This window comes from Rhodococcus ruber, assembly GCF_027270735.1.
In the GTDB taxonomy this organism is placed as follows: Bacteria; Actinomycetota; Actinomycetes; order Mycobacteriales; family Mycobacteriaceae; genus Rhodococcoides; species Rhodococcoides rubrum_A.
This window is the reverse complement of the sequence record NZ_JAPWIJ010000010.1, coordinates 141,996-166,010: the sequence shown is the minus strand read 5'-3', so window position 1 is coordinate 166,010 and position 24,015 is coordinate 141,996. Positions and strand designations below refer to the sequence as shown.

Here is a 24,015-nt window from a genome sequence, read left to right as displayed (position 1 = left end):
GGGACTCTTCGGATATAGAGGACGAGAAGACTCATGGCAATCCGTAAATACAAGCCGACAACCCCGGGCCGTCGTGGCTCCAGCGTGTCCGATTTCGCTGAGATCACGCGTTCGACCCCCGAGAAGTCGCTGATCCGCCCGCTGCACGGTCGCGGTGGACGTAACGCACACGGTCGTATCACCACCCGGCACAAGGGTGGCGGTCACAAGCGTGCGTACCGTCTCATCGATTTCCGTCGCAACGACAAGGACGGCGTGCCGGCCAAGGTCGCTCACATCGAGTACGACCCCAACCGCACCGCGAACATCGCACTGCTGCACTTCGCAGACGGCGAGAAGCGCTACATCGTCGCACCCAAGGGCATCGCCCAGGGATCGCCGATCGAGCAGGGTGCCAACGCCGACATCAAGCCCGGCAACAACCTGCCCTTGCGCAACATCCCGACGGGTACGACCATCCACGCGGTCGAACTCCGTCCGGGCGGTGGCGCAAAGATGGCCCGTTCCGCTGGAGCGAGCATTCAGCTGCTCGGCAAGGAAGGCCCCTACGCCACACTGCGTATGCCGTCCGGCGAGATCCGTCGCGTCGACGTGCGCTGCCGCGCAACCGTCGGCGAGGTCGGCAACGCCGAGCAGTCGAACATCAACTGGGGCAAGGCCGGCCGCATGCGCTGGAAGGGCAAGCGCCCGACCGTTCGTGGTGTCGTGATGAACCCGGTCGACCACCCGCACGGTGGCGGCGAGGGCAAGACCTCCGGTGGACGCCACCCGGTCAGCCCGTGGGGACAGCCGGAAGGCCGTACCCGTAAGAACAAGGCGAGCGACAAGCTGATTGTCCGTCGTCGTCGTACCGGCAAGAACAAGCGCTAGGAGGGAGTTCAGAATGCCACGCAGCCTGAAGAAAGGCCCGTTCGTAGACGATCACCTCCTCGCGAAGGTTGACGTCCAGAACGACAAGGGAACCAAGCAGGTCATCAAGACCTGGTCCCGTCGATCGACAATCCTGCCCGACTTCATCGGTCACACTTTCGCCGTCCACGACGGTCGCAAGCACGTGCCGGTGTTCGTGTCCGACTCCATGGTCGGCCACAAGCTCGGGGAGTTCGCACCGACCCGCACGTTCAAGGGTCACATCAAGGACGACCGGAAGGCGAAGAGGCGATGACCAACTTCACCCCCACCGCCAATCCGACTGCCAAGGCCGTAGCGAAGCACGTTCGCGTCACGCCGATGAAGGCACGTCGCGTCGTGGATCTGGTTCGTGGGCGCTCCGTCGAGGACGCGCTCAACATCCTCAAGTTCGCGCCGCAGGCAGCGAGCGAGCCGGTCGCCAAGGTGATCGCGTCCGCAGCCGCCAACGCCGAGAACAACCTGGATCTCGATCCCAGCACGCTGATCGTCGCGACTGCATTCGTCGACGAGGGCACCACCCTCAAGCGATTCCAGCCGCGCGCTCAGGGCCGGGCATTCCGGATCCGCAAGCGCACCAGCCACATCACGGTGATCGTCGAAAGCCTGCCCAAGACCGGCGGAACGTCTCGTAACCGTCGTAAGGGCCAGGCGTCCAAGGAAGGGGCTCAGTAGTGGGTCAGAAAATCAACCCGCACGGCTTCCGCTTGGGTATCACCACTGACTGGAAGTCGCGTTGGTACGCAGACAAGCAGTACTCGGAGTACGTCAAGGAAGACGTCGAGATCCGCAAGCTTCTTGCCACCGGCATGGAGCGCGCGGGTATCGCCAAGGTCGAGATCGAGCGCACTCGTGACCGTGTTCGCGTGGACATCCATACGGCGCGTCCGGGCATCGTCATCGGTCGCCGTGGTGCCGAGGCTGACCGCATCCGCGGAGCTCTCGAGAAGCTGACCGGCAAGCAGGTTCAGCTCAACATCCTCGAGGTCAAGAACGCCGAGTCCGAGGCTCAGCTCGTGGCCCAGGGTGTTGCCGAGCAGCTCAGCAACCGCGTCGCATTCCGTCGCGCGATGCGTAAGGCCATCCAGTCGGCCATGCGTCAGCCGAACGTCAAGGGCATTCGTGTTCAGTGCTCCGGCCGTCTCGGTGGCGCAGAAATGTCTCGCTCGGAGTTCTACCGCGAGGGACGCGTTCCCCTGCACACGCTCCGTGCCGACATCGACTACGGGCTGTACGAGGCCAAGACCACCTTCGGCCGCATCGGCGTGAAGGTCTGGATCTACAAGGGCGACATCGTCGGCGGACGGCGTGAACTCGCTGCCGCTGCGGCTCCGGCCGCCGGTGCAGACCGTCCCCGTCGTGAGCGTCCCACTCGTCCGCGTCGCAGCGGTGCCTCGGGCACCACGGCGACCAGCACCGAGGCCGGCCGCGCGGCATCCGCAACCGAGGCTCCGGCCTCGACCGAGCCCACTCAGGAGGGCTGACGCATGTTGATCCCCCGCCGGGTCAAGCACCGCAAGCAGCACCACCCGAAGCGTTCGGGTGCCGCCAAGGGCGGAACTCAGGTGACATTCGGTGACTACGGCATCCAGGCTCTCGAGCCCGCCTACATCACCAACCGTCAGATCGAGTCCGCTCGTATCGCGATCACTCGCCACATCAAGCGTGGCGGCAAGGTCTGGATCAACATCTTCCCGGACCGTCCGCTCACCAAGAAGCCTGCCGAGACCCGCATGGGTTCCGGTAAGGGTTCGCCCGAGTGGTGGATCGCGAACGTCAAGCCGGGCCGGGTGCTCTTCGAGCTGTCGTACCCCGACGAGACCATCGCGCGTGAGGCACTGACTCGCGCCATCCACAAGCTGCCCATCAAGGCACGCATCATCACCAGGGAGGAGCAGTTCTGATGGCTACCGGAACCCCAGCCGCAGAGCTCCGCGAGCTCACCGGTGAAGAGCTGGTCACCAAGCTGCGTGAGTCGAAGGAAGAGCTGTTCAACCTTCGTTTCCAGATGGCTACCGGCCAGTTGGACAACAACCGTCGACTGCGCGTGGTGCGCCACGAGATCGCGCGTATCTACACGGTGCTCCGCGAACGTGAGCTCGGCTTGGCCTCTGGTCCTTCCGAGGACACAGCAGGTGACGCAGCATGAGCGAGGAAAACACTGTGACTGAAGAGCGCAACAACCGTAAGGTCCGGATCGGCTACGTCGTATCCGACAAGATGGAAAAGACGATCGTGGTCGAGCTCGAGGACAGGGTCAAGCACCCCCTCTACAGCAAGATCATCCGTCGTACCACCAAGGTCAAGGCACATGACGAGAAGGGCGACGCCGGCGTAGGCGATCGCGTTCAGCTCATGGAGACCCGTCCGCTGTCCGCCACGAAGCACTGGCGACTGGTCGAGGTTCTCGAAAAGGCCAAGTAGAACCTGCACGAAAATGCCCGCTCCCATTCTGGGGGCGGGCATTTGTGCGTTCTGGTCGCGGGCTCATCGGCCCAGCAAGCCGCCCAGCGCCCCGCCGACCCCGGCCTGCTCACCGCCGCCGGTACCGCCGACCAGTCCACCTGGAGGTTGTTCTGACGGCTGCACCACCACGAAACCCTGGCCGGCGAATTCCAGCGTGAACCTCTCTCCGGTCGATCGGCCGATCAACGTGCCGAGCCCGAACGAATCGTTCTTCTTCACCCGTGTCTGCAAGGACGACGACCACGCGACCGCAGCTTGAGGGTCGGCGAACGTGGGCTGATCGACGTTCAGCACCACCGGCACTCCGTCGGTGGTGATGGCGATTCGGCCCCGACCGGTGAACACGCAGTTGAAGAACCCCGCGTTTCCACCCGCAGCGGCACCCTGGACACGCTTGATGTCGTAACTCAGTGAGCTCTCGAAGGCCAGGACGTTGGCGCCGTTGATGGTCAATCCATCGGTGCCGTCCAGGTCGATCAGGTGCACGTCCTGCGCTGCGTTGGCGAGAAACAGGTCGCCCTGGCCCGTCACTTTCATCAGCGGAACGCCCTCGCCGGACAAAGCTTGCTTGAGGGCTCGACCTATACCCCCAGAGCCCTTGGCCTCGAACTGCAGATTGCCCTGGTACGCGACCATCGAGCCGGCCCGCGCCATGATCTCGCCGTTCATGCCGACCCGACACATCTTGCTGCCCTGCTTCTGGATGCCCGATCCGGGAACCTCGGCGTGTGCGGGCGCGAACAGTTCGCTTCTCATGGCCAGAACTCCTTGTTGGACAGGTGAATTCACGGGCGATTCGGTGTTCTGCGTGGGGGTTGTCGTCGATGCTTCCGGCAGCGGCGGTTGCTCGTCGTCTTCGATACTGATCCCGAAAGCGGTGGCCAGTCCGGCCAACCCGTCCGCATAGCCCTGGCCGACAGCGCGGATCTTCCACTGCTCTGCGCGCCGGTAGAACTCCAGGCACACCAAAGCGCTTTCGTCCCCGAGAGCGTCGGCTGCGAACCCGACCAGCGCAGTCCCCGACGCGTCGGAGACCGTCACCGACGTGGGGCCTGCGGCGGCGAACGTTGCCGGACCGGTGCCGTCCAGCGAAGCCGCAATGGCGACGGTCTCTATATCGGGAGGAATCGCCGACGGATCCAACCGGACGAGATGGCCGGATGACGCTCGCTGGTACTCCACGCCTGCACCCGAGGGTTGGTTGTAGAACACCAGATCAGCGTCCGAACGCACACGTCCGTCCGAACCCAGCAGCAGGGCGGACACATCGACGGAGGTCGAGGCGGCGAGCGTCACCGTCAGGGGACCGGACGGAGCGGGGCAGTTCTCCCCGCGAGCGAGGTTTTTCATCGAATCCAGTGTGCCAGTGTTGGTCGCCCGCCGTCAGTAACGTGCGAGTTCGATGACTTCTTCCTCGGTCGGTGGACTCTTGGGGTGGTACGACAGGCACAGGGGAGTGGCCGTGCGCCGGAACTCCGCGCCTTCCACGGCTGCATAGAACTGACCGGCGGGCAGCCGTCCGACGTCGGGAACAGATCCGCCCTTCGCACGCGCCATTTCCTTTGCTGCGTCGATTTGAGCTGGACTGTTCAGCAGCCCGTAGAACTGTGTCGACGCGTTGCCGGCGATCTTGTTGTGTAGACCCTTTGGAGCCTGGGTCGCGAACACCAAACCGAGCCCGTACTTGCGTGCCTGCGACGCCAAAGCCAGCGTGCTGCGCGTCGCCGACGTAGTGCGGTCCGCCGGCGCGAAGTTCTGCGCTTCGTCCATTACGAAAAGCCCACCCAGCGGGCGGTCGCCTGCTGGGTTCTTCTTGATCCAAGCGAACAAGCCCATCTGCAGCTGGTTGACGAAGTTGTGCTTTTGCTCTTCGGTGGTCAGTCCGGAGAGGTTGATCACCGACACACGTGCCTTCTTTCCCGGCGCAGGAGTGAGCAGGACTGCGGGATCGACCGGCGTACCTGCTCCGGCGAACATCGGATCGTTTGTCATGGCCGCCTTCAGGTTCTCAGCTAGCCCGGCGGCGATGCGAAGTGCGTCACGCATTTCCGAGACGTCCTCGGGCAAGTCTTCGAGCAGGTCGACGAACTCTGCCAGTGTGCGACCGCCCTTGCGGCCGAAAGTGTCGACGGCGCGGCGCAGGACAGCTTCGCGGTGCGTCGCCTTCTCGGATCCGCCCTTGATTCCCGCCGCGGGTGCGAGGGCAGCCATAGCGGATTCGACCGATTCGTCGAACTCGTCGGGGTCGCCCACGACTGACGCGAAGTCGGGGAGCGGTTGAAAGCTCAGCGGTCGGCCTGCCGACTTTCGGGGCGTCCACACGACGACGTCCGTATCCTGCAGGTACGCGGCGGATTTGGATTCGTCACCAGGTGGCCAGGTCCGCTCGTCCTCGGGCCAGGGCGTACCAAGACGTGCGAGGTCGTTGTTGATGTCGAGTACGATCGACGAGACGCCCTGTAGTGCACACTCTTCCACCAATCGGCGGATCAAAACCGTCTTGCCTGACCCCGAACCGGCGAAGATAGCAGTGTGCTTGCGAAGGGCTTCTAGCGCGATGTGGACCTCGGCATTGGTCGTCACGTCACTACCGACGACGATTGTCGCTTCGGGTGTGCTGATCCGAGCATCCTCTTCGACTTCGGTTTCCGGGGCTATAAGGGCAGTTTCGTCGTCCACGACACTCACGGCTGGCAGGATTTCGCGGAATAGTGCGACGTCGTGGGCAGGTTTGCGCGCGAGCAGCCACGACGTGAGCGCCGGAGAGTTCTCCGCGAGCAGCGTGCCAATTGCGGACAAGGAGCGACGGTCGTCGTCGGACATGGTTGTCTGGACACCGCCCGCCCGTCGGAACGCGGCGAGTGTCTGTTCGGTCTTCGCGCCGTTCGGCCAATCGCCGTTGCGGATCAGGATCAACTTGCGGCGGGGCATGTCGATGTTGAGGCCTGCTGCCGTGATTGCCTTTTCGACGCGCGCCAATGCCGCCCGAGCATTGGGGCTGGTGATAGCGCGGAAGCACCAATGCTCCTCGTCGTCAGTGTCGGTGTCGACGGTGTGGCGCAGGCGGGCGTGCAGCGCGGGTTTACCGCTAGGTGGCGGGTCCTGAGCCAAGCTGTCGTCCGACGACTGGTGCTCGTGAATCCAGGCGGTCAAACCTGCGGTCAGCAGGGCCGGAACGACGGTGTCCTCGGTCACGCCGGTGATTGGCACCGATACGTCGGCGGACGAGCGCAGTTCGACGTACCGACTGTCCAGCGTGTCCATCTCCTTTTGCAGGATCGGAGGCAGCACAGGTTTTTCCGACGGGCCGCTACTCTCCCGGAAGTCGACTAGCTCACGGGCCTCTCCAGTATCGAGGCAGTGCCGGATGTGACGGTCGACCGCGATGAGCAACTGTCGCGGCGTGAAATCGGGAGCCTGTTCGAAGGCGGCGCGAGCGACCGGCCAGGTCGCGTGCGGCGGAACGAATCCGATCTCCCGGAAGCATGCTTGCAAGCGGCGTCCCAGTAGTAGCCGGCCCACCTCCGACGACGGAATGCGCTCTAGATCCTGGGTAATTCGGAAGCGATCCTTCACCGGTCCGGTGCCACGGGTGGCAATGAGATCCCACGCGCTCGAGAGCGCTGAGAGCACTGATGCTGTGCGCGGCAGGGTCTCTCGCAGCGACATCAAGCCGTGGGCCAGATGCTCGACAACCTTGTCCTCTTGCGCATCGGCCGCCACCTTGTCCGAACCGGTGCGGGCCTGGGCTACGAGCGTGTCGATCTGGTCGATTGCCAGGATCGTCGGTCCCGTGATCGCGAGGAGTCGGGAGATGTTCTCCGCTATGCCCTGGTGGCCGAGTTCGGCGCGGCGGATTCCCCACGGCTCGAATTCTTCGGGAGCGACATCGTCGATGGACTGCAGGTAGGCGTCGCCGATGTCCTGCACGGTTGGGTCCGGAGCGATGGACAGGACGAGTGCGCGCAACGTGTGCTGCGAGGTTCGACGGTGCCGAGGGTGCACCTTGTAGACGGCGGTTACGAAATCGTTGAGCGTGTCGAGGTCGATCATCGACTTTCCCAGCACTTTTGAGCGTCGTTCGTCGTCCATTCCGCCGAAGTCGCACATGCGCATCAGCATTAGTTCGAGCTGGCTGGTGCCGCTTCGGCCCGACTGGCGGGTGAGGTCATCGAGCATGCCCATCAATGTCGAACGCCAGAAACCTGCTGCGTCCAAAAGTCGAATCAGAAAGAAGTAGCCACCCCGTTCCTGTACCTCCTCGCGCACCTGGCCAAGCAGGTGGGTCTTGCCTGATCCGGCGGGCCCGCGGACGACGACGCCCAGAGGGCTTGCATCGTCGGACTTCTCGGCATCGGCGTAGGCGTTCATCACGTCGGAGAAGACTCTGTCGTGCAGTCCCGGCACGTGCACGTCGGACTGTGATCGCCATACGTCGTCAGGTGTGGGCGCCCAACTCAAACGGACGGATTCGAGTGCATGGATCTGATCGGTTGCGGTGCTCACGGGACTACCCATCACGAGTTGATCGCCAGAAGGTGGTTGTGCTGATTGCCGACTACGACCGCAGAGTCGCGGTCCTCGTCGGTGAGGGTTTTCTGATTTTCCTCCGGCATCAAGTGAATCCCTGGTTCTCTTTGCAGCGCCGAGATCGCGGCGTCGACGTCGGCGCGCGGGATGCCTGCCAGAGCGGGCCGTAGACGCGACAGTCGAACGTAGGCACCGGGTTCGGAGGTCAACGACCTGTACGCATCACGCACACACTGCGCCACATCGACAGCCGGAGTGGTCAGAGTCCTAGCCTGAGCCTCCGGTACCGAGCTCGCGGATGGGGTTTCGCGAGGGAAGAACACCTCGGCGGGGCGGACGTCGTCACGTTGGAACCAACGGCCGAGGCCGGCCATGACGGTGAACAGCGCCTTGCTCGGGCCGGCCGCCCCCTTAGGCGGGTCGGTTCCCATCAGGTCAGCGCAAAACTTCCATCCTTTGTCGGTGAGTTCGAGAGACATCGGGAGACGGCCCGTTACGTCGATCAACCCCATTTCGCGGAGCCGGTTCCGCTGTGTGCTGTTGAGCTTTGGGCCCAGAATCGCGAGATCCGGATTTCGCACCGCCCGTGCCTCTGCCATCAGCACCATCAGCACTGCCGTCTCGGTGCCGGTCAACTCGTGTGCGCTCACGTGGGAGCCCCCTTCGATCGTTGTCGATGCAAAGCCTGTTGGATTGTCGCCAATACGCGTTCGTGGTCGGTCAGCATGTCCTCGTTGGTGAATCGCAACACCATGTACCCATGGGTTTGCAGTGCGTTGTCGCGCGACCGGTCGGCGGAGAACTTGTCGCGTGCGCGGTGTTCTGGCCCGTCGATCTCGACGACGACCTTCGCGTCGTCCCACAGCACGTCGACCGTGAACGGCTCGGACAGGTCGGTGAGCTTGACGACCCGATTGTGGCCGCGGCCGCTCGCCCACTCCCGCGTGGAGAGCAACTGGTAGAGCCTGGCTTCCACGTCGCTTGCCGCGTGTGGACGCCCTTCAATCGGTGGAAAGCTCAGTGGGCGAAAGCGATCGACGATGGTCGACACGTCGGCCGGTGCCTGCGGTGCCTCGACACGAATTCGAGGAAATCGTTCGACGTCGTCCGCGCCGGTCAGCCAGACGCCGATACCGTTGCCGCACAGCCACTCCGATGCCGCTGCCACAGCGTCGGGATCGACGTCGGTCGGTACGTCGACGATCAGGACAGTGTTTCGGCGGCCGTGAGCGAGCGCGATCACTCGTGCTGCACCGGTCGCCCTGGTCTCACGAGCGAACGCGTCGGCTCGAAGCGGGTGCTCGCCCACCGCCGCGTCCGCCAGGTGGGCCAGGTACGGACCGAAGAGTGTCGTCGTTGACGCGATGTCGCTCGCTCGCGCCCGCGCGGCCTCACGCGCCAGAGTCGACCGGTCGTCGTCCTCCGATCCAGGTAGCCAGAACGGCACGAGGTTGACGGCGGCGCGCTCAAGTGCGTCGACGACGGTCGTCGCTACGTCTGACGCAGTGCCCTCGGCGAGGGAGAAGAACAGCGGGGCTGGGGAGTCGTCAGGAAGGGGATCGACGGACTCAGCCAGATCCCGGAACGACGGACCGTCGAGTCGCACCACACGGTCCAGAGGCAACCGGCTCCACCACGACGACGAGCCTGCACAGGTCATCGTGGCGTCACCCCCATTTCGCCTGCTTGCCATCCAGGAAACCGTACCCGGGAGCGAGAAGCTGGGTTGGGCGGGTCAGCCGACCGGGCGACCCGGCCAGCGCCCCCAATGCCGGACTGTTGCCCGCCGCCGTGGCACCGATCAATCCGCCCATCGGCTCGTCCGCCGGCAGTTGCGCTCTGTTGCCGAGGCGGAGGTGCGGGTGCCTGGTCATCGCGATTGAGTTCCCCAGCGCTGTTGGATTCCGGCCAACTCATTGTCGAATCCTTGGCCGATGGCGTGGGTTTTACACGAGCCCGCACGACATGAAATAGCGAGACAGACCCAGGCAAACGGTTCTCTCAGGCCGGTGATGTCGGATTGCAGGACTTCTCGGCCGCTCGGATCTGACACACCGATCGCGAGGCATCCTGTGCCGCCGAAAGTGGCGGCCCAGACCCTTCCGAGCTTGCAGTGAAGTCAAGGCCTTCCACACCAGGTGGGATATCGGTCGTCCGATCGAGGACGATCAGGCCGTCGTAGTTCACTACGGGGCCGGATCGCTTGTCGAAAAACGCAAAGTCTTCGTTGGAGCAAACTTTGACATTGGCTCCGAGCAGAAGTACCGAGAAGTCCAGCGCAGATGCGCCACTTCGACCACTAACCTGTGCGACGGCGGGGGGAGGCACTTTGCGCGGGCCACCGCTGGTGCACCCTGAGAGGTCTCGATGGTCGCCGCCGGGGGTTTGTGCAGCGGACCACGATTTGGATCCAGGGGACTCGTTCCCCTACACTTGACCGGTTGCCTGTGGCAGCGGTGTGCCTTCGTGCGCCCGCACCCGGCAGCCGACCGCGCGTGTCGGGACGGAAATCCGGCACGTACGTACATCCAGGTCAAGGAGAAGTGAGTGATTCAGCAGGAGTCGCGAGTACGCGTCGCTGATAACACGGGCGCAAAGGAAATCCTTTGCATCCGCGTTCTCGGTGGCTCGTCACGTCGCTACGCCGGAATCGGCGACATCATCGTAGCTACGGTGAAAGACGCCATCCCCGGTGGAAACATCAAGAAGGGTGAGGTCGTCAAGGCCGTCATCGTCCGCACCGTCAAGGAGCGCCGTCGTCCGGATGGCTCGTACATCCGCTTCGACGAGAACGCTGCTGTGCTGATCAAGCCGGACAACGATCCCCGTGGAACCCGTATCTTCGGCCCGGTCGGCCGTGAGCTGCGTGAGAAGAAGTTCATGAAGATCGTCTCGCTCGCCCCGGAGGTGCTGTAAATGAAGGTGCACAAGGGCGACACCGTTCTCGTGATCGCAGGCAAGGACAAGGGTGCCAAGGGCAAGGTCATTCAGGCCTACCCCGCTGACTCCAAGGTTCTGGTCGAGGGCGTGAACCGCATCAAGAAGCACACCGCGGTCTCCGCCAACCAGCGCGGCGCATCCTCGGGTGGCATCGTCACCCAGGAAGCCCCGATCCACGTATCGAACGTCGCAGTGGTCGACTCGGACGGCAACCCCACTCGCGTGGGCTACCGGACCGATGAGGAATCCGGCAAGCGCGTTCGTGTTTCCCGCAAGAACGGGAAGGACATCTGAGATGACTACCACCGAAAACATCGCGGGCGAACAGCCCCGCCTCAAGGCGCGCTACCGCGCTGAGATCAAAGACGCCCTGAACACCGAGTTTGCATACGAGAACGTCATGCAGATCCCCGGCATCGTCAAGGTCGTCGTCAACATGGGTGTCGGCGACGCCGCCCGTGACGCCAAGCTGATCAACGGTGCAGTTGCCGACCTCGCTGCCATCACCGGCCAGAAGCCGGAGATCCGCAAGGCTCGCAAGTCCATCGCACAGTTCAAGCTGCGCGAAGGAATGCCCATCGGCGCACGCGTCACCCTCCGTGGCGACCGCATGTGGGAGTTCCTCGACCGTCTGGTCTCCATTGCCCTTCCCCGAATCAGGGACTTCCGCGGCCTCTCGGGCACGCAGTTCGACGGCAACGGAAACTACACGTTCGGCCTCAACGAGCAGTCGATGTTCCACGAGATCGACGTGGACAAGATCGATCGTCCGCGCGGCATGGACATCACCGTAGTAACCACCGCAACCAACAACGAAGAAGGCCGCGCGCTGCTCAAGCACCTCGGCTTCCCGTTCAAGGAGAACTGAGTCCATGGCGAAGAAGGCATTGGTCAACAAGGCCAACAAGAAGCCGAAGTTCGCGGTGCGTGCATACACTCGCTGCAACCGCTGCGGCCGTCCCCATTCCGTGTTCCGCAAGTTCGGCCTCTGCCGTATCTGCGTGCGCGAGATGGCACACGCCGGAGAGCTTCCCGGAGTTCGCAAGAGCTCCTGGTGATCTGAAGCCTCAGGGCTTCACCACATCACGCTGATGGGCGTGGGTTCCGAAAGGAACCCACGCCCATTTCGTGTTGCTCAGGTCCTGACTTTCACACCGACCACACGTCGTGTCGTAGCTCCAGGGAGCGGACCAGACCCACCGCCGCATGATGGTCCTGGCTGTCGACGATCAGCAGCAGGCCACGCTCGGACATCGCCGACGCGAAGGTCCCGGTGGGGACGGTTCTACATCCGGGCGGCATATCCGGGTCTCCGAGTTCCCGATAGGTGTCGGCAAGCGCCACTACGTCCTCGACTGGATCGAATCCCCAGACGGTCACGAAATGTCCTACGTTCCAATCGAATTCGGTCAACTCCGCAGTATGTACATTCGCCACCGATCCGAAGCGGAAGGGTACGTCGGCAAGACGGTCGAGTAACAGACGCAGTCCCTCGGTACCGGGCCCCATGATCGGAACGACGGCGACGCGGTGATCGGTCGCGGTCTCGATGCCTCGCGCGAGACCTGCCGCTGTGGTCCCAGCCGCGTCGATCGATGCGGCCCTCGGCAGTAGATCCCACCCGTCGGTGACTCGAGGGGTTCCGGGAGGACGGGCAGAGTCGATCTCACCCGGCCAGATCGCGGACTTCGATGCGACCGCGATGGCCGTCACGCCCGGTGCGTCGTCGCCCATGACGGCCGTCAGCGCAACCGATGCCGAGAACGGTCCGCAGAGTTGATCCGGTTGCGGCAGAACACGATCGAGCTCCGAGACAATGATGCTTGCCCCAGGGAACCTGCGCAGCATCTCAGTAGATCCAGCGCAGCGATTCGAGCAGTTCGTCCTCGGTATGGCTCTGCGCCCACGTGGCATCGGCGTCCCGGCAGGCAACGAACGCGCCCAGAAGTTCCTTGCCCAACACGTTTCGGACCAGTGCGGACGACAGTAGGTTTTCGCGCTGCTGCGCGTGGGTCGTTGCGAGAGGCGAGATCCCCGCGGCCTCGCGACGGGCGTCGTCCCAACCTCCCACGTCCTCCTGGACCGGTGACGGCAACTGCGCCGAATCCGCCACTCCCGACATGCCGGCCGCGATCGTGACGGCCAGCGCCAGATACGGATTGGCGGACGCGTCGCATGCCTTCAACTCGACGTTGGTGTGTCCCGGGCCGAGAAGGGGAGTGGCCGGTACGAGTCGCACTGCAGCCTCACGGTTCTCGACGCCCCAGAACCCGAAGGCACCTGCCCAGTATCCCGGTCGACGACGCAGCAGCGACCCCGAACTCGGTGCCGTGATGGCAGTGAGTCCCGGGAGTTCTCGAACGAGGCCCGCGATGTACGCCCGCCCGATGTCGGACAGTCCGTACGCTCCGTCCCCGGTCAACGCGTTGTGTCCGGCGCGAACCAGTGATGTGTGCAGATGCCATCCGTTACCCGCACTGCTCGACGAGGGCAGGGGCGCAAAGCTTGCCCTCAGGCCCTGGGCCTTGGCCGCTGCGTGGATGGTCTGCCGCGCGAGAACCTGCGCATCGGCCGCAGCAAGTGGATCGAGTGGACTCAATGCGATCTCCAGCTGGGAGCCGCCGTACTCGGCATGAATCTGACCGATGTCGAGGCCGTTCGCAGACAGCGCGTCGAGCAATAGAACGACGAATTCGTCGACATCGCGCAGTGCGTTTGCCGAGTAGGCAGGTCCGCGATGGGCGGACAGTCCGTCCGATTCACGGGTCAGGGCGAACTCGATCTCGAATCCTGCCCGTACCTCGAAACCCGCATCGGCGGCCAGTTGCACCTGCCGCTCGAGAACAGCGCGCTGATCGTAGGGCCACGGTGTGCCGTCCGCCGAGACCTGTCGTCCGTGCGCCCAGGCCAACCCTGGTTGGCCGGCAAGTGGGACCACGCTCGACGCGCTCTCGATCACCGGAATCAACCGAACATCGCCGGACGGCGTCGACAGTCCTTCGTGGGCAAATGTGATCCCGTCATGCGAATCGAATACCGCGAACACTGCGGTGACTCCTACTCCGCGACGTGCGACTGCGGTCAATTCTGCGGTGGGCACGGTGCGTGATCGGACGATGCCGTTGTTGTCGACCCAGCCGATGGTCACCCCGGCGATGTTGCGGTCGCGCAGAGTGTGGGTGAGGTGGTCGATGTCGACTGCCTTCGAGTCCGTCATGGTCCGACGTTAGCGAAGAAGTCGGAGTTCGGGTGTCCAACTGGGTCTGCGGGTTGCGAAACGGCTGGGCTACCCGTGTGCCGCCGCCGAATTGAGCGGTTGCCCGCGCTTGACCGTGTCTGCGGTGGAGTCCAGAGCGGCGTCGACGCGGCGAGGAGTATTGCGCGCGACATCGGTACAGAGTTTTGAACGTGATTTTCGTACAAGGTCTGTACGCAAACCTCTTGGGCCGCGTCAGGCCGCGTTGTGGCGGGGGTTCTCCTTGGATCAGTCCGCAAAGAGGCCTACGAAGTAGGTGCAGTCGATGTCGATCAAGAACTCGACATCGATATATGGCGCGAACTTTGCCCAGCCCGCGGGCGCGACCTCATGCATTGCGGCTTCAACTGGTCCGTATCCTTCGTCTACTTCGATCAACTCTTTGAAGATCTTGGTGGTAGCACCCCGAAGCGGGTAGCTCTTGGTAAGAAGCTCGGATTTTTTCTCGTACGCGTCCAGGTACCTCATTTGTCATCTCCGTGGTTTTCGGCCGGGCACCGGCGCTTTTGCATATCGCCGGTGACTGGGTCGAACTTGTCGAGGCGGTGCCCGTTCCTCGTGTGCATTCGGACCCCATGTCGGTAAGTGCATACGAATAGATATCTTCTGTTGCCTGTCCGATGTGGCCGATCGTCCGGTGGACGTTCATCGCTGAGGTGCGGACACTGAGATTGAGATCCGACCAGAGCGATAACGATACCGAGGTCTACGCTGCAGGACGTGTTGTTGGTGATCGTCAATCTGAAGAATAGCCAACTTTGTACTCGCATTTCTCGTCCAGAATGAAGGCTTCGTTCAGGAAAAGCTGCAAACTCTGACGCCTTGGACAGCGGAACGTCGTGTTGACGAATCCCAATGGGAAGTTCGTTCTCGTCGTCTGCTATTCCGAGAATCCTCCCGACTACCGCGGCTGACATGTCGTGAAGGACATATTCGCCCATAAGGAGATGGGTAGTCTTATCGAATTTCTCTAGGTGCCACATCTTAGTTTTCAGAAGTTAGTGAGAACAAGCGCGTTCCGTGTGACCGGCAATCGCTCGATCAGTCGAATAGATTCTGGTATCACGTGTGCTCCAGTCTCAAGTAGTTCGCCTCCCACGTATCGAATTTCCCATTTTTCAGTCGGTGAACAAGCCGATGAAGTATTCATTATCGGAGCTGACTTTGAAATCGCCCTCGATGTACTTGGCGAACTTCGGCACGTCGGCCAATGCGACTGGGTACGGTCCCATTTCGAGTGGAAGTTCACTTTCATCGACGTCAATCAGTTCTCTGATTTCGTCTCCGGTGATAGCAGTCAGGAGATAGCTGTCCGCGATCAAATCGGTTCGGTCATTGTACGATTCCAAATACCACATGCCGTCTCGTGGTTCCTGATGCGATCGATTTGGTAGGTCTTCGTCTTCCCTCGACCGCAAACGCTCGGCCATGGACGCGGAGTGTGAAGCCTCATTTCGGTTCGGCGCGGAACGAGACTTCGTACGAGTGTCCTTCTTTGGCTTGGAACGGGATTTGTATGAACTGAGCAAAGGCCGGCACCTTCTCCGCCGGTACGTCGTTCTGGCCGACTGCAACGGGTAGGTCGAAGTCGCTGTCGTCGATCTGTAGCGTGTGTTTGACGAATTCGACCGTCATATCGTGCAAGAGGTATATCTCTGTTGCCAATTCGGTTTCATCATTGAATTCTTGCAGGTACCACATGGCGTTCTCCTTTCGAGTGTATATTCTACTGTTGTGGTTGATTTCGGAGCGGTTGTGACCCAGCGTCATGTCAGGTTCGAGCAATCCAGATGTCGGAGCCGATTAGTCATCGACCTGGCCTTCTGGTTGGATCTGGCGGTTTCGTCTGAACGCCGGTATTGGGGTCGTATTCCCCCAAATGTTTACCGCTCTTGCTGTACTTTTCGACCGCGCCGTGCTGATAATCCCACTCGTAGATGTTTCCTTTCTCGTCGACCCAACGCGTCCGCCGGTTCATTCTTTTTGCTAATTTCGCGTTAGGTATCCCTGGAAGATCCCTTGTTGGCGGAGGATTGTAATGCCAACTACCTCCACCAGTATTCGCGTTGAATGTCGTCGGACTTGCTTGTAGGAGCGGTTGCACGTCCGATGCGATTCCAATGGCCGCCGCCCCGGTTGCCACGGTGACACCGACGGCAATTGCCGACGCCGCTTCCACTCCGGTGAGCGCGGCGATGACACTTCCGGCGATGACGCTGCCCGTCGCGCCGGTAACCGCGACCGTTCCCACGCCGAGGGTGAAGAAGCCAGCAACTGCACCGGCGATCGTGCCGGCAACGATGGCCGTCCCCACGATATCGATGACGCTCTGGTGAGCCTCCTGAATGGTGGTGGCCCATTCGCCGCACTCGCTCGCGAGGGTGTCGAATTGGTCGGCGGTGTTCTGCGCAGCGATGTAGACGCCGTCCATCTGGGCGAGGACCTGCGGCAATTCGTCGGAGGAAAGGTCCTCGATGTCGGTCCATGCGGAGTTCGTGGCGTCGCTCGCTCGGCGTAGCTCCCCGGCGGCGGTGCGCCACGCGCTTCCGAGACCCCGGAGCTTGTCCGGATCGCCGTTGGGCCACATGTGGCCCTGTAGCCATCGCGTGATCAGGCCCCACCCCATGGGAGCGTCGGTGTCGCCGCCGTAGGAACCGTCGAAGCGCGGTGTATTCGTATGAGGAAGTTGTGGGGGAGCGGGTAGCGGTGGGGGCGGCGGAACGGTGTTCGCATTCTCCGCGTTTGCGTGATTGACACCGGTCGCCGCCAGCAGGTCATGGAGCTTGCCGAACGCATTCGCGATGTCGGTCCCCGTGGTGACTGCCTCGAATGCTGCGGAATCGTAGCTGTCTGCCCAAGACTTTCCGGCGTTGTCGGTGCCTGCGCAGCCCCAGTTGCGGTCGAGTTCCGCCGCGAGTTCCGCTATCGCGCCGCTCGAGATGGTGTTGGCGCTGCTGTACTGGGATGCCGCATCGGCAAGGATGTCCGGGTCGACGCTGATCGGGGCCATCAGGGCCACATTCTCTTGTTGTGGTCGACGGCTTCGCGGTAGCGGTCATGGGCGCGTCGTGCCAGCGTGCCGAGTTGGGCGAGCGCGGTTCGCATATCGTTCAGTTCCTGCCGGAGTAGCTCGTGCTTCGAGCGGTGCGCCTCGGCCGCTTCGCCCTCCCATTCGATGCCGAGATCGTTGACCTCGCGCTCGACACCGGCGATAGCGGATTCGATCGTGGCTCCAACTACATGCGCGCGATCGACAAGAGCGAGAATCCGCTCGACATCGGCGACATAGCGTGCCATCAACGGTCCAACCGCAGGCTGGAATCCATCAGGTGCGCGTCGATCTTCTTGTCCGCTGCGGCGTAGTCGATTGCAACGCGATCGAGCAGCGCAGCGTCCTCGGTCAGCGCGCCACACATCTTCCGAGCCGAATCGACCCACTCCGCCCACAGAACTGCATGGGAATCGGCCGCATTGCCCGTCCAGGAGGACTCCATCAACTCTTCGGCGTCTCGGCGGATGAGGTCGATGTCGTCCCAGAGCACATCGGCGAGACCGGACATTCGGGCTGCGGCTCGACGGATGCGGTCCGGATCGGCTCTCACAGCGTCTTCCGGGACGAACCCGGCCACGGCCGGACGCCGACCGTTTCGAAAGGACCATTTGAATGCATCGAACCCCCCCCGGAGCGATGGAATGATGCCGGAAGGCTACTGCACGGAACCGACGAACTCATCCGTAGCCGCGCCCTGTCGGCGGGGTGCCCCTCGAGCACTACCACGATCGATTTTGAGAATGGCACCCGGTTCCCTACACTAGAGCGGTTGCCCGGGCTTCGTCGTGCCTGCACGCGAGTCCTTGCAATACAACAAACGCAACCTCGAGTTCTCCGTACGTCAGCATTGAACATGCGGAAGCTCGTAACACCTGGCAGTGCAGCGATGCATTGCTTGGAGCGCAACCCCTGACCGGCAACAGTCGGTCAGGACATGTTCACTTCGCTGTAGGCCCACGATGTGACGAGCCAGGCCCGACGGTTTTCCGAAGCCGACAGGCACCAGCCCGCGCGTGCTGCATGGGAACCGCTGCGAGAAAGGTGCACAGGTCACACCATGACGATGACCGATCCAATTGCAGACTTCTTGACTCGTCTGCGCAACGCCAACTCGGCGTACCACGACGAGGTGAAGCTTCCCCACTCGAAGCTCAAGGCGAACATTGCCGAGATCCTCAAGCGCGAGGGCTACATCTCCGATTTCCGCACGGAAGACGCCGAGGTGGGCAAGACCCTCATCGTCGATCTGAAGTACGGCCCGAGCCGTGAGCGCAGCCTCGCCGGCGTGCGACGCGTCTCCAAGCCCGGTCTCCGGGTGTACGCAAAATCCACCAATCTGCCCAAGGTTCTCGGCGGCCTGGGCGTGGCGATCATCTCCACGTCCACCGGTCTGCTCACGGAGCGTCAGGCTGCCAAGCAGGGTGTGGGCGGAGAAGTCCTCGCCTACGTCTGGTAGGGGAGGCCACCACCATGTCACGTATTGGAAAATTGCCGGTCCCAGTCCCCGCTGGCGTCGATATCACCATCGACGGCCAGGACGTTGCGGTCAAGGGCCCCAAGGGTGCCCTGAGCCTGACAGTCGCCGAGCCCATCAAGATCGCTCGCGCCGACGACGGCACCATCGCCGTCACCCGGCCGGACGACGAGCGTAAGAGCCGCTCGCTGCATGGCCTCTCGCGCACACTCGTTGCGAACCTCATCACCGGTGTCACCAACGGTTACACCACCAAGATGGAGATTCACGGCGTCGGTTACCGCGTCGTACTCAAGGGCAAGGACCTCGAGTTCGCACTCGGTTACAGCCATCCCGTGCTGATCGAAGCACCCGAGGGCATCACGTTCACGGTCGAGTCGCCCACGCGATTCACCGTTGTCGGCATCGACAAGCAGAAGGTCGGTCAGATCTCTGCCAACATTCGTCGTCTGCGGCGTCCGGACCCGTACAAGGGCAAGGGCATCCGCTACGAGGGTGAAGTGATCCGCCGCAAGGTCGGAAAGACGGGTAAGTGATATGAGCCAGCAAACAGCAGACAAGGCGAACGTCGTCAAGCGCACACCGCGCGGCACCGACGTCTCGACGAAGCGTCGCCTGTCGAAGGCACGTCGTCACTTCCGCCTTCGCAAGAAGATCTCCGGAACGCCCGAGCGTCCGCGCTTGGTCGTCAACCGGTCCTCGCGTCACATCCACGTGCAGTTGATCGACGACCTCGCGGGCCACACGCTGGCCAGCGCGTCGAGCATCGAAGCCGATGTGCGCGCGCTCGAGGGCGACAAGAAGGCCGTCAGCGCGAAGGTCGGCGAGCTCATCGCCAGCCGTGCGAAGGCAGCCGGCGTCGAGGCAGTCGTTTTCGACCGCGGCGGCAACAACTACAGCGGCCGCATCGCGGCACTCGCAGACGCAGCCCGCGAAGGCGGGTTGACGTTCTGATGATGACAATGACTGACAACGGAAGGACAGCCTGATGCCGGGACGTCAACGGCGTGACGGCGGAAGCGGCCCCGCCGGACAGAACAGTGGCCCCAACGCAGGTGGCGACAACAACCAGCGCGGCGACAACCGCGGTGGTGGCGGTCGTGACCGTCGTGACAACGGCCGTGGCGGAAACGCTGCGGACAAGTCGAACTTCATCGAGAAGGTCGTCACGATCAACCGCGTCTCCAAGGTGGTCAAGGGTGGTCGACGCTTCAGCTTCACCGCCCTCGTCATCGTCGGTGACGGCAACGGACTGGTCGGTGTCGGCTACGGCAAGGCCAAGGAAGTTCCCGCGGCCATCCAGAAGGGTGTCGAGGAGGCTCGCAAGAGCTTCTTCCGCGTCCCGATGATCGCCGGCACCATCACGCACCCCATCCAGGGCGAAGCCGCTGCCGGCGTCGTCATGTTGCGTCCGGCCAGCGCCGGTACCGGCGTCATCGCCGGTGGCGCTGTGCGCGCAGTGCTGGAGTGCGCCGGTGTCCACGACGTGCTGTCGAAGTCGCTCGGTAGCGACAACGCCATCAACGTCGTGCACGCGACCGTCGCAGCCCTCAAGGGTCTGCAGCGTCCCGAGGAAGTTGCGGCTCGCCGCGGCCTGACCCTCGAAGAGGTTGCACCCGCCGGAATGCTGCGCGCACGCGCACAGGCAGGAGCGGTGAAGTAATGGCTCAGCTGAAGGTCACTCAGATCAAGAGCACCATCGGCCAGAAGGCGAACCAGCGTGACAGCCTGCGTACTCTCGGGCTCAAGGGCATCCGCCAGACGGTCGTCCGCGAGGACAACCCGCAGAACCGCGGACTGGTCAACACGGTGCGCCACCTCGTAACTGTTGAGGAGGTCTAACCATGACCATCAAACTGCACCACCTGCGCCCCGCAGCCGGATCCAAGTCGACGAAGATTCGCGTCGGCCGTGGTGAAGGTGGCAAGCGCGGCAAGACCGCAGGTCGCGGTACCAAGGGAACCGGCGCACGCAAGAACGTGCCGGCACGCTTCGAGGGTGGCCAGATGCCCCTCCACATGCGGCTCCCGAAGCTCAAGGGCTTCACCAACCGCAACCGTGTCGTGTTCCAGGTCGTGAACCTGCGCGACATCGAGCGACTGTTCCCCGAGGGTGGTCAGATCGGTATCCCCGAGCTGATCGCCAAGGGAGCTGTTCGCAAGAACGAGCTCGTCAAGGTTCTCGGAGACGGAAACCTCACCGTGAAGGTCGATATCTCGGCCAACAAGTTCACGGGCTCTGCCAAGGAAAAGATCGCCGCTGCCGGCGGTTCTGCAACCGAGGTATGAGCACTGCTTCGATGTGCTGATCAGTAGCGCGTCGAGCAGCAGTTCGTGACGATGGCCGCAGCCACAGCTCTCGCAGCTGAGCTGCGGCCATCGTTGCCTACACGGAATGTCGTGCGTGCCGACCGATCGGCCAGGGTCCAACACTGACCGTCGGTCCGTTCGATGCGCACTGTTAGAGTTCTAGAGTTCAGAGAAGTTCGTATCGATGCGGCCGACTCATGTCGTCCGCAGTCCATGCTCGTGAGGCTCACGGGAGCATCAAACGCTCCCGATGAAGCACTCGCGGCGTCAACGCAGTCGTGCCAGGAGGATCTTTGCTTTCCGCCTTCGTGTCGGCCCTCAGGACTCCTGACCTGAGACGGAAGATCCTCTTCACGCTCGGTCTGGTGGCCCTGTATCGCTTCGGTGCAACGCTGCCGTCGCCGGGTGTCGACTACGCCAATGTCCGAGCGTGCATCGACCAGGTCTCCGGTGGAGATTCGGCGGGTATCTACTCGTTGATCAACCTGTTCTCGGGTGGAGCACTGCTCCAGCTCTCGGTGTTCGCGATCGGCATCATGCCGTACATCACCGCCAGCATCATCGTGCAGCTGCTCACCGTCGTCATCCCCAAGTTCGAGGAACTCCGCAAGGAGGGACAGTCGGGCCAGGCCAAGATGACGCAGTACACGCGTTACCTGTCGATCGCGCTGGCCATCCTGCAGGCGACCGGCCTGGTGGCCCTCGCTTCGCGCGGCCAGCTTCTCCAGGGATGTCAGCAAGACATCATCGCCGACCAGTCCATCTTCGGGCTCGTCATCATCGTGCTGGTCATGACTGCAGGTGCAGCCGTCGTGATGTGGTTCGGCGAGGTCATCACCGAGCGCGGTGTCGGCAACGGAATGTCGCTGCTGATCTTCGCCGGAATTGCCTCACGCATCCCGTCCGAGGGCAACTCGATTCTCGAGAGCCGCGGTGGTCTGGTGTTCGGTTTCGTCTGCTTCGCAGCGTTCCTCATCATCACCGGTGTGGTCTTCGTCGAGCAGGGTCAGCGCCGTATTCCGGTTCAGTACGCCAAGCGCATGGTCGGTCGGAAGATGTACGGCGGCTCCTCGACCTATCTTCCGCTCAAGGTCAACCAGGCCGGCGTCATCCCCGTGATTTTCGCGTCCTCGTTGCTCTACCTGCCCAATCTGATCGCGCAGCTCACGTCTGCGAGCACGGCAACAGATCCCAGCTGGTGGCAGCGCATCATCAACGAGTACCTGGTGAACCCTGCCAACCCCGTCTACATCGCGATCTTCTTCGGGCTCATCGTCTTCTTCACGTACTTCTACGTGGCGATCACCTTCAATCCCGAAGAGCGCGCCGACGAAATGAAGAAGTTCGGCGGGTTCATTCCCGGTATCCGCCCCGGCAAGCCGACTGCGGACTACCTGAACTACGTCCTCAGCCGCATCACGCTGCCCGGCTCGATCTACTTGGGCACGATCGCTGTGCTCCCGAACCTGTTCCTCGACATCGGCAGTTCGGGTGGAGGCGGGAATCTCCCGTTCGGTGGAACAGCCGTGCTGATCATGGTCAGCGTCGGCCTGGACACCGTGAAGCAGATCGAAAGCCAGCTCATGCAGCGCAACTACGAAGGGTTCCTCAAGTGAGACTTGTTCTGCTCGGTCCCCCCGGTGCCGGCAAGGGCACCCAAGCCGTTCTCCTCTCCGAGAAGCTGGGCGTGCCGCACATCTCGACCGGCGATCTGTTTCGCGCGAACATCGGTGAGAAGACGCCGCTCGGCCTCGAAGCGAAGAAGTACCTCGACGCCGGCGACCTGGTCCCCAGTGAGCTGACTGTCGACATGGTCCGCAGCCGTCTTTCCGAGCCGGACGCCGTCAACGGCTTCCTGCTCGACGGCTTCCCGCGTTCGGTCGGTCAGGCCGAGGCTCTCGTGGAAATTCTGTCCGATCTGAATGCCAAGCTCGACGCCGTACTGTCGTTCGTCGTCGACGAGGACGTCGTTGTCGAGCGGATGCTTGCGCGCGGTCGCGAGGACGACAAAGAAGACGTCATCCGCAACCGCCTCAAGGTGTACCGAGACGAGACGGCGCCGCTGCTCGACTACTACGCCGACAAGCTCGTCACGGTCGACGCCATCGGTGAAGTGGACGAGGTCAATGCTCGCGCGCTGAAGTCCATCGAGGATCACGGCAAGTAATGGCGTTCGGCCGGAAACGCAAAGTCGTACCTTTCCGTAGCGCAGGTGAGCTGGACGCCATGGCGGCCGCCGGTGCGGTCGTGGGTGCTGCGCTGGTTGCCGTCAGAAACGCGGCGGTTCCCGGGGTCTCGACACTCGAACTCGATCGAGTGGCCGAAGCGGTGATCAGGGACGCCGGGGCCGTTCCGTCGTTTCTCGGGTACCACGGCTTCACCGGCAGCATCTGTTCCTCGGTGAACGACCGTGTAGTGCACGGCATTCCGTCCGCAGACGAAATTTTGGCTGCAGGTGATCTGGTGTCGATCGACTGTGGTGCTGTACTCGACGGGTGGCACGGAGACTCCGCGTGGACGTTCGGCGTCGGAGACATCATCGAGGCAGATGCGATGCTGAGCGAGGCGACGAGACTGTCGATGGAAGCCGGTATCGCGGCAATGCTTCCTGGTAACCGACTCACCGACGTGTCGCACGCCATCGAGTCCGGAACACATGCGGCAGAAAAAGCGCACGGCAGAAAGTATGGAATCGTCGACGGTTACGGCGGCCACGGAATCGGCCGCGAGATGCACATGGATCCGTTCCTGGCGAACGAGGGTGCACCGGGTAAGGGCCCGGAGTTGGTTGTCGGATCGACGCTCGCGATCGAACCGATGCTGACGCTCGGAACCTACGACACCGACATCCTCGAGGACGGGTGGACCGTCGTCACCACGGACGGATCGCGCTCTGCGCATTGGGAGCACACGGTGGCCGTGACCGAGGACGGACCTCGGATACTCACTGTGCGTCCCTAGGAACTTCGGTTCAGGCGACCACAGGTGCGGTCCCGCTACGCTGCGACGCTGGTCAAACCAGTCGGCGCGCACTCATTTGGCCCCCCGGGTCTTTGCCGGTAACATTGACCGACGGTGC

General features: G+C 62.8%; 34 protein-coding genes. 20 read left to right on the top strand and 14 right to left on the bottom strand.

Annotation, left to right across the window (positions count from 1 at the left end; all coding sequences use genetic code 11):
* Window positions 1–33 precede the first annotated feature (33 nt).
* The 7 genes from rplB to rpsQ are packed head-to-tail and all read left to right on the top strand — an operon-like array spanning window position 34 to window position 3,333.
* Window positions 34–870: a 50S ribosomal protein L2 gene (rplB, locus tag O4220_RS22325; RefSeq protein WP_008718311.1), complete on the top strand. Its 837-nt coding sequence runs from the start codon at window positions 34–36 to the stop codon at window positions 868–870.
* 13 nt (window positions 871–883) lie between these two features.
* Window positions 884–1,165, top strand: coding sequence for a 30S ribosomal protein S19 (rpsS, locus tag O4220_RS22320; protein WP_008718309.1), 282 nt, complete (start codon window positions 884–886; stop codon window positions 1,163–1,165).
* On the top strand, window positions 1,162–1,584 hold the full coding sequence (gene rplV, locus O4220_RS22315; protein ID WP_027496311.1) for a 50S ribosomal protein L22: 423 nt from the start codon (window positions 1,162–1,164) through the stop codon (window positions 1,582–1,584). Before rpsS ends, rplV begins: the two co-directional genes overlap by 4 nt.
* Window positions 1,584–2,393 (top strand): 30S ribosomal protein S3, encoded by an 810-nt coding sequence (rpsC, locus tag O4220_RS22310; RefSeq protein ID WP_027496312.1) that lies wholly within the window; start codon window positions 1,584–1,586, stop codon window positions 2,391–2,393. The genes rplV and rpsC overlap by 1 nt, the downstream gene beginning before the upstream one ends.
* A 3-nt stretch (window positions 2,394–2,396) precedes the next feature.
* Window positions 2,397–2,813 carry a 50S ribosomal protein L16 gene (rplP, locus tag O4220_RS22305; RefSeq protein ID WP_027496313.1) on the top strand — a complete coding sequence of 139 codons (417 nt, stop codon included), beginning with the start codon at window positions 2,397–2,399 and terminating at the stop codon, window positions 2,811–2,813.
* Entirely contained in the window at window positions 2,813–3,058 is a 246-nt protein-coding gene (rpmC, locus tag O4220_RS22300; RefSeq protein ID WP_032376634.1) for a 50S ribosomal protein L29, read from the top strand. The genes rplP and rpmC overlap by 1 nt, the downstream gene beginning before the upstream one ends.
* A complete protein-coding gene (gene rpsQ / locus O4220_RS22295; protein ID WP_032376635.1) occupies window positions 3,055–3,333 on the top strand; it encodes a 30S ribosomal protein S17 in 279 nt (92 codons plus the stop codon). Before rpmC ends, rpsQ begins: the two co-directional genes overlap by 4 nt.
* Window positions 3,334–3,396: 63 nt before the next feature.
* On the opposite strand, the gene O4220_RS22290 is transcribed toward rpsQ, so the two are convergent.
* Genes O4220_RS22290 through O4220_RS22270 form a run of 5 tightly spaced genes read right to left on the bottom strand, consistent with a single transcriptional unit; the run spans window position 3,397 to window position 9,779 of the window.
* A complete protein-coding gene (locus O4220_RS22290; RefSeq protein WP_269607678.1) occupies window positions 3,397–4,725 on the bottom strand; it encodes an AIM24 family protein in 1,329 nt (442 codons plus the stop codon).
* 33 nt (window positions 4,726–4,758) lie between these two features.
* Window positions 4,759–7,881 carry a helicase HerA domain-containing protein gene (locus tag O4220_RS22285; RefSeq protein ID WP_269607677.1) on the bottom strand — a complete coding sequence of 1,041 codons (3,123 nt, stop codon included), beginning with the start codon at window positions 7,879–7,881 and terminating at the stop codon, window positions 4,759–4,761.
* A gap of 11 nt (window positions 7,882–7,892) precedes the next feature.
* Window positions 7,893–8,555 (bottom strand): hypothetical protein, encoded by a 663-nt coding sequence (locus tag O4220_RS22280; RefSeq protein WP_269607675.1) that lies wholly within the window; start codon window positions 8,553–8,555, stop codon window positions 7,893–7,895.
* Window positions 8,552–9,598 carry an endonuclease domain-containing protein gene (locus O4220_RS22275; RefSeq protein ID WP_269607674.1) on the bottom strand — a complete coding sequence of 349 codons (1,047 nt, stop codon included), beginning with the start codon at window positions 9,596–9,598 and terminating at the stop codon, window positions 8,552–8,554. The genes O4220_RS22280 and O4220_RS22275 overlap by 4 nt, the downstream gene beginning before the upstream one ends.
* Complete coding sequence (locus O4220_RS22270; RefSeq protein ID WP_269607672.1) at window positions 9,573–9,779, bottom strand: hypothetical protein; 207 nt, start codon at window positions 9,777–9,779, stop codon at window positions 9,573–9,575. Before O4220_RS22270 ends, O4220_RS22275 begins: the two co-directional genes overlap by 26 nt.
* A 673-nt stretch (window positions 9,780–10,452) precedes the next feature.
* Between O4220_RS22270 and rplN the strand changes: the two genes are divergently transcribed.
* Genes rplN through O4220_RS22250 form a run of 4 tightly spaced genes read left to right on the top strand, consistent with a single transcriptional unit; the run spans window position 10,453 to window position 11,903 of the window.
* The gene (gene rplN / locus O4220_RS22265) at window positions 10,453–10,821 is read left to right on the top strand and encodes a 50S ribosomal protein L14 (protein WP_008718280.1); all 369 of its coding nucleotides are present in this window, start codon (window positions 10,453–10,455) and stop codon (window positions 10,819–10,821) included.
* Complete coding sequence (gene rplX, locus O4220_RS22260; RefSeq protein ID WP_008718278.1) at window positions 10,822–11,139, top strand: 50S ribosomal protein L24; 318 nt, start codon at window positions 10,822–10,824, stop codon at window positions 11,137–11,139.
* A gap of 1 nt (window position 11,140) precedes the next feature.
* Window positions 11,141–11,713, top strand: coding sequence for a 50S ribosomal protein L5 (gene rplE, locus O4220_RS22255; RefSeq protein WP_008718275.1), 573 nt, complete (start codon window positions 11,141–11,143; stop codon window positions 11,711–11,713).
* Between the two features lie 4 nt (window positions 11,714–11,717).
* Window positions 11,718–11,903, top strand: a complete 186-nt coding sequence (locus O4220_RS22250) for a type Z 30S ribosomal protein S14 (RefSeq protein WP_008718273.1) — start codon at window positions 11,718–11,720, stop codon at window positions 11,901–11,903.
* A 91-nt stretch (window positions 11,904–11,994) separates the two neighbouring features.
* On the opposite strand, the gene O4220_RS22245 is transcribed toward O4220_RS22250, so the two are convergent.
* From O4220_RS22245 to O4220_RS22210, 9 genes are all read right to left on the bottom strand, one after another.
* On the bottom strand, window positions 11,995–12,693 hold the full coding sequence (locus O4220_RS22245; protein ID WP_269607671.1) for a DUF6885 family protein: 699 nt from the start codon (window positions 12,691–12,693) through the stop codon (window positions 11,995–11,997).
* Window position 12,694: 1 nt separating this feature from the next.
* On the bottom strand, window positions 12,695–14,062 hold the full coding sequence (locus O4220_RS22240) for a glutamine synthetase family protein (protein ID WP_269607670.1): 1,368 nt from the start codon (window positions 14,060–14,062) through the stop codon (window positions 12,695–12,697).
* Between the two features lie 267 nt (window positions 14,063–14,329).
* Window positions 14,330–14,569, bottom strand: a complete 240-nt coding sequence (locus tag O4220_RS22235; protein WP_269607669.1) for a DUF7683 domain-containing protein — start codon at window positions 14,567–14,569, stop codon at window positions 14,330–14,332.
* The gene (locus O4220_RS27955; protein ID WP_420030448.1) at window positions 14,566–15,084 is read right to left on the bottom strand and encodes a DUF7683 domain-containing protein; all 519 of its coding nucleotides are present in this window, start codon (window positions 15,082–15,084) and stop codon (window positions 14,566–14,568) included. The genes O4220_RS22235 and O4220_RS27955 overlap by 4 nt, the downstream gene beginning before the upstream one ends.
* A 135-nt stretch (window positions 15,085–15,219) precedes the next feature.
* Window positions 15,220–15,531, bottom strand: coding sequence for a DUF7683 domain-containing protein (locus O4220_RS22230; RefSeq protein ID WP_269607667.1), 312 nt, complete (start codon window positions 15,529–15,531; stop codon window positions 15,220–15,222).
* Between the two features lie 19 nt (window positions 15,532–15,550).
* Window positions 15,551–15,802, bottom strand: a complete 252-nt coding sequence (locus O4220_RS22225; RefSeq protein ID WP_155291082.1) for a DUF7683 domain-containing protein — start codon at window positions 15,800–15,802, stop codon at window positions 15,551–15,553.
* 106 nt (window positions 15,803–15,908) lie between these two features.
* Window positions 15,909–17,111 (bottom strand): colicin E3/pyocin S6 family cytotoxin, encoded by a 1,203-nt coding sequence (locus O4220_RS22220; protein WP_269607666.1) that lies wholly within the window; start codon window positions 17,109–17,111, stop codon window positions 15,909–15,911.
* Window positions 17,111–17,398: a WXG100 family type VII secretion target gene (locus O4220_RS22215; protein ID WP_269607665.1), complete on the bottom strand. Its 288-nt coding sequence runs from the start codon at window positions 17,396–17,398 to the stop codon at window positions 17,111–17,113. The genes O4220_RS22220 and O4220_RS22215 overlap by 1 nt, the downstream gene beginning before the upstream one ends.
* Window positions 17,398–17,703 carry a WXG100 family type VII secretion target gene (locus O4220_RS22210; RefSeq protein ID WP_269607664.1) on the bottom strand — a complete coding sequence of 102 codons (306 nt, stop codon included), beginning with the start codon at window positions 17,701–17,703 and terminating at the stop codon, window positions 17,398–17,400. The genes O4220_RS22215 and O4220_RS22210 overlap by 1 nt, the downstream gene beginning before the upstream one ends.
* A gap of 507 nt (window positions 17,704–18,210) precedes the next feature.
* On the opposite strand from O4220_RS22210, the gene rpsH reads away from it, so the two are divergent.
* From rpsH to map, 9 genes are all read left to right on the top strand, one after another.
* On the top strand, window positions 18,211–18,609 hold the full coding sequence (gene rpsH / locus O4220_RS22205) for a 30S ribosomal protein S8 (RefSeq protein ID WP_269607663.1): 399 nt from the start codon (window positions 18,211–18,213) through the stop codon (window positions 18,607–18,609).
* 14 nt (window positions 18,610–18,623) lie between these two features.
* Entirely contained in the window at window positions 18,624–19,163 is a 540-nt protein-coding gene (gene rplF / locus O4220_RS22200; RefSeq protein WP_032376650.1) for a 50S ribosomal protein L6, read from the top strand.
* Window position 19,164: 1 nt separating this feature from the next.
* Window positions 19,165–19,581 carry a 50S ribosomal protein L18 gene (rplR, locus tag O4220_RS22195; protein ID WP_032365631.1) on the top strand — a complete coding sequence of 139 codons (417 nt, stop codon included), beginning with the start codon at window positions 19,165–19,167 and terminating at the stop codon, window positions 19,579–19,581.
* Between the two features lie 34 nt (window positions 19,582–19,615).
* On the top strand, window positions 19,616–20,290 hold the full coding sequence (gene rpsE / locus O4220_RS22190; protein ID WP_032365630.1) for a 30S ribosomal protein S5: 675 nt from the start codon (window positions 19,616–19,618) through the stop codon (window positions 20,288–20,290).
* Window positions 20,290–20,469 (top strand): 50S ribosomal protein L30, encoded by a 180-nt coding sequence (gene rpmD / locus O4220_RS22185; RefSeq protein ID WP_008718256.1) that lies wholly within the window; start codon window positions 20,290–20,292, stop codon window positions 20,467–20,469. Before rpsE ends, rpmD begins: the two co-directional genes overlap by 1 nt.
* Before the next feature lie 2 nt (window positions 20,470–20,471).
* A complete protein-coding gene (rplO, locus tag O4220_RS22180) occupies window positions 20,472–20,915 on the top strand; it encodes a 50S ribosomal protein L15 (RefSeq protein ID WP_027496326.1) in 444 nt (147 codons plus the stop codon).
* A 314-nt stretch (window positions 20,916–21,229) separates the two neighbouring features.
* Complete coding sequence (gene secY / locus O4220_RS22175) at window positions 21,230–22,552, top strand: preprotein translocase subunit SecY (protein WP_032376651.1); 1,323 nt, start codon at window positions 21,230–21,232, stop codon at window positions 22,550–22,552.
* On the top strand, window positions 22,549–23,103 hold the full coding sequence (locus tag O4220_RS22170; protein ID WP_269607662.1) for an adenylate kinase: 555 nt from the start codon (window positions 22,549–22,551) through the stop codon (window positions 23,101–23,103). The genes secY and O4220_RS22170 overlap by 4 nt, the downstream gene beginning before the upstream one ends.
* Entirely contained in the window at window positions 23,103–23,897 is a 795-nt protein-coding gene (gene map / locus O4220_RS22165; protein WP_269607661.1) for a type I methionyl aminopeptidase, read from the top strand. The genes O4220_RS22170 and map overlap by 1 nt, the downstream gene beginning before the upstream one ends.
* Window positions 23,898–24,015 lie beyond the last annotated feature (118 nt).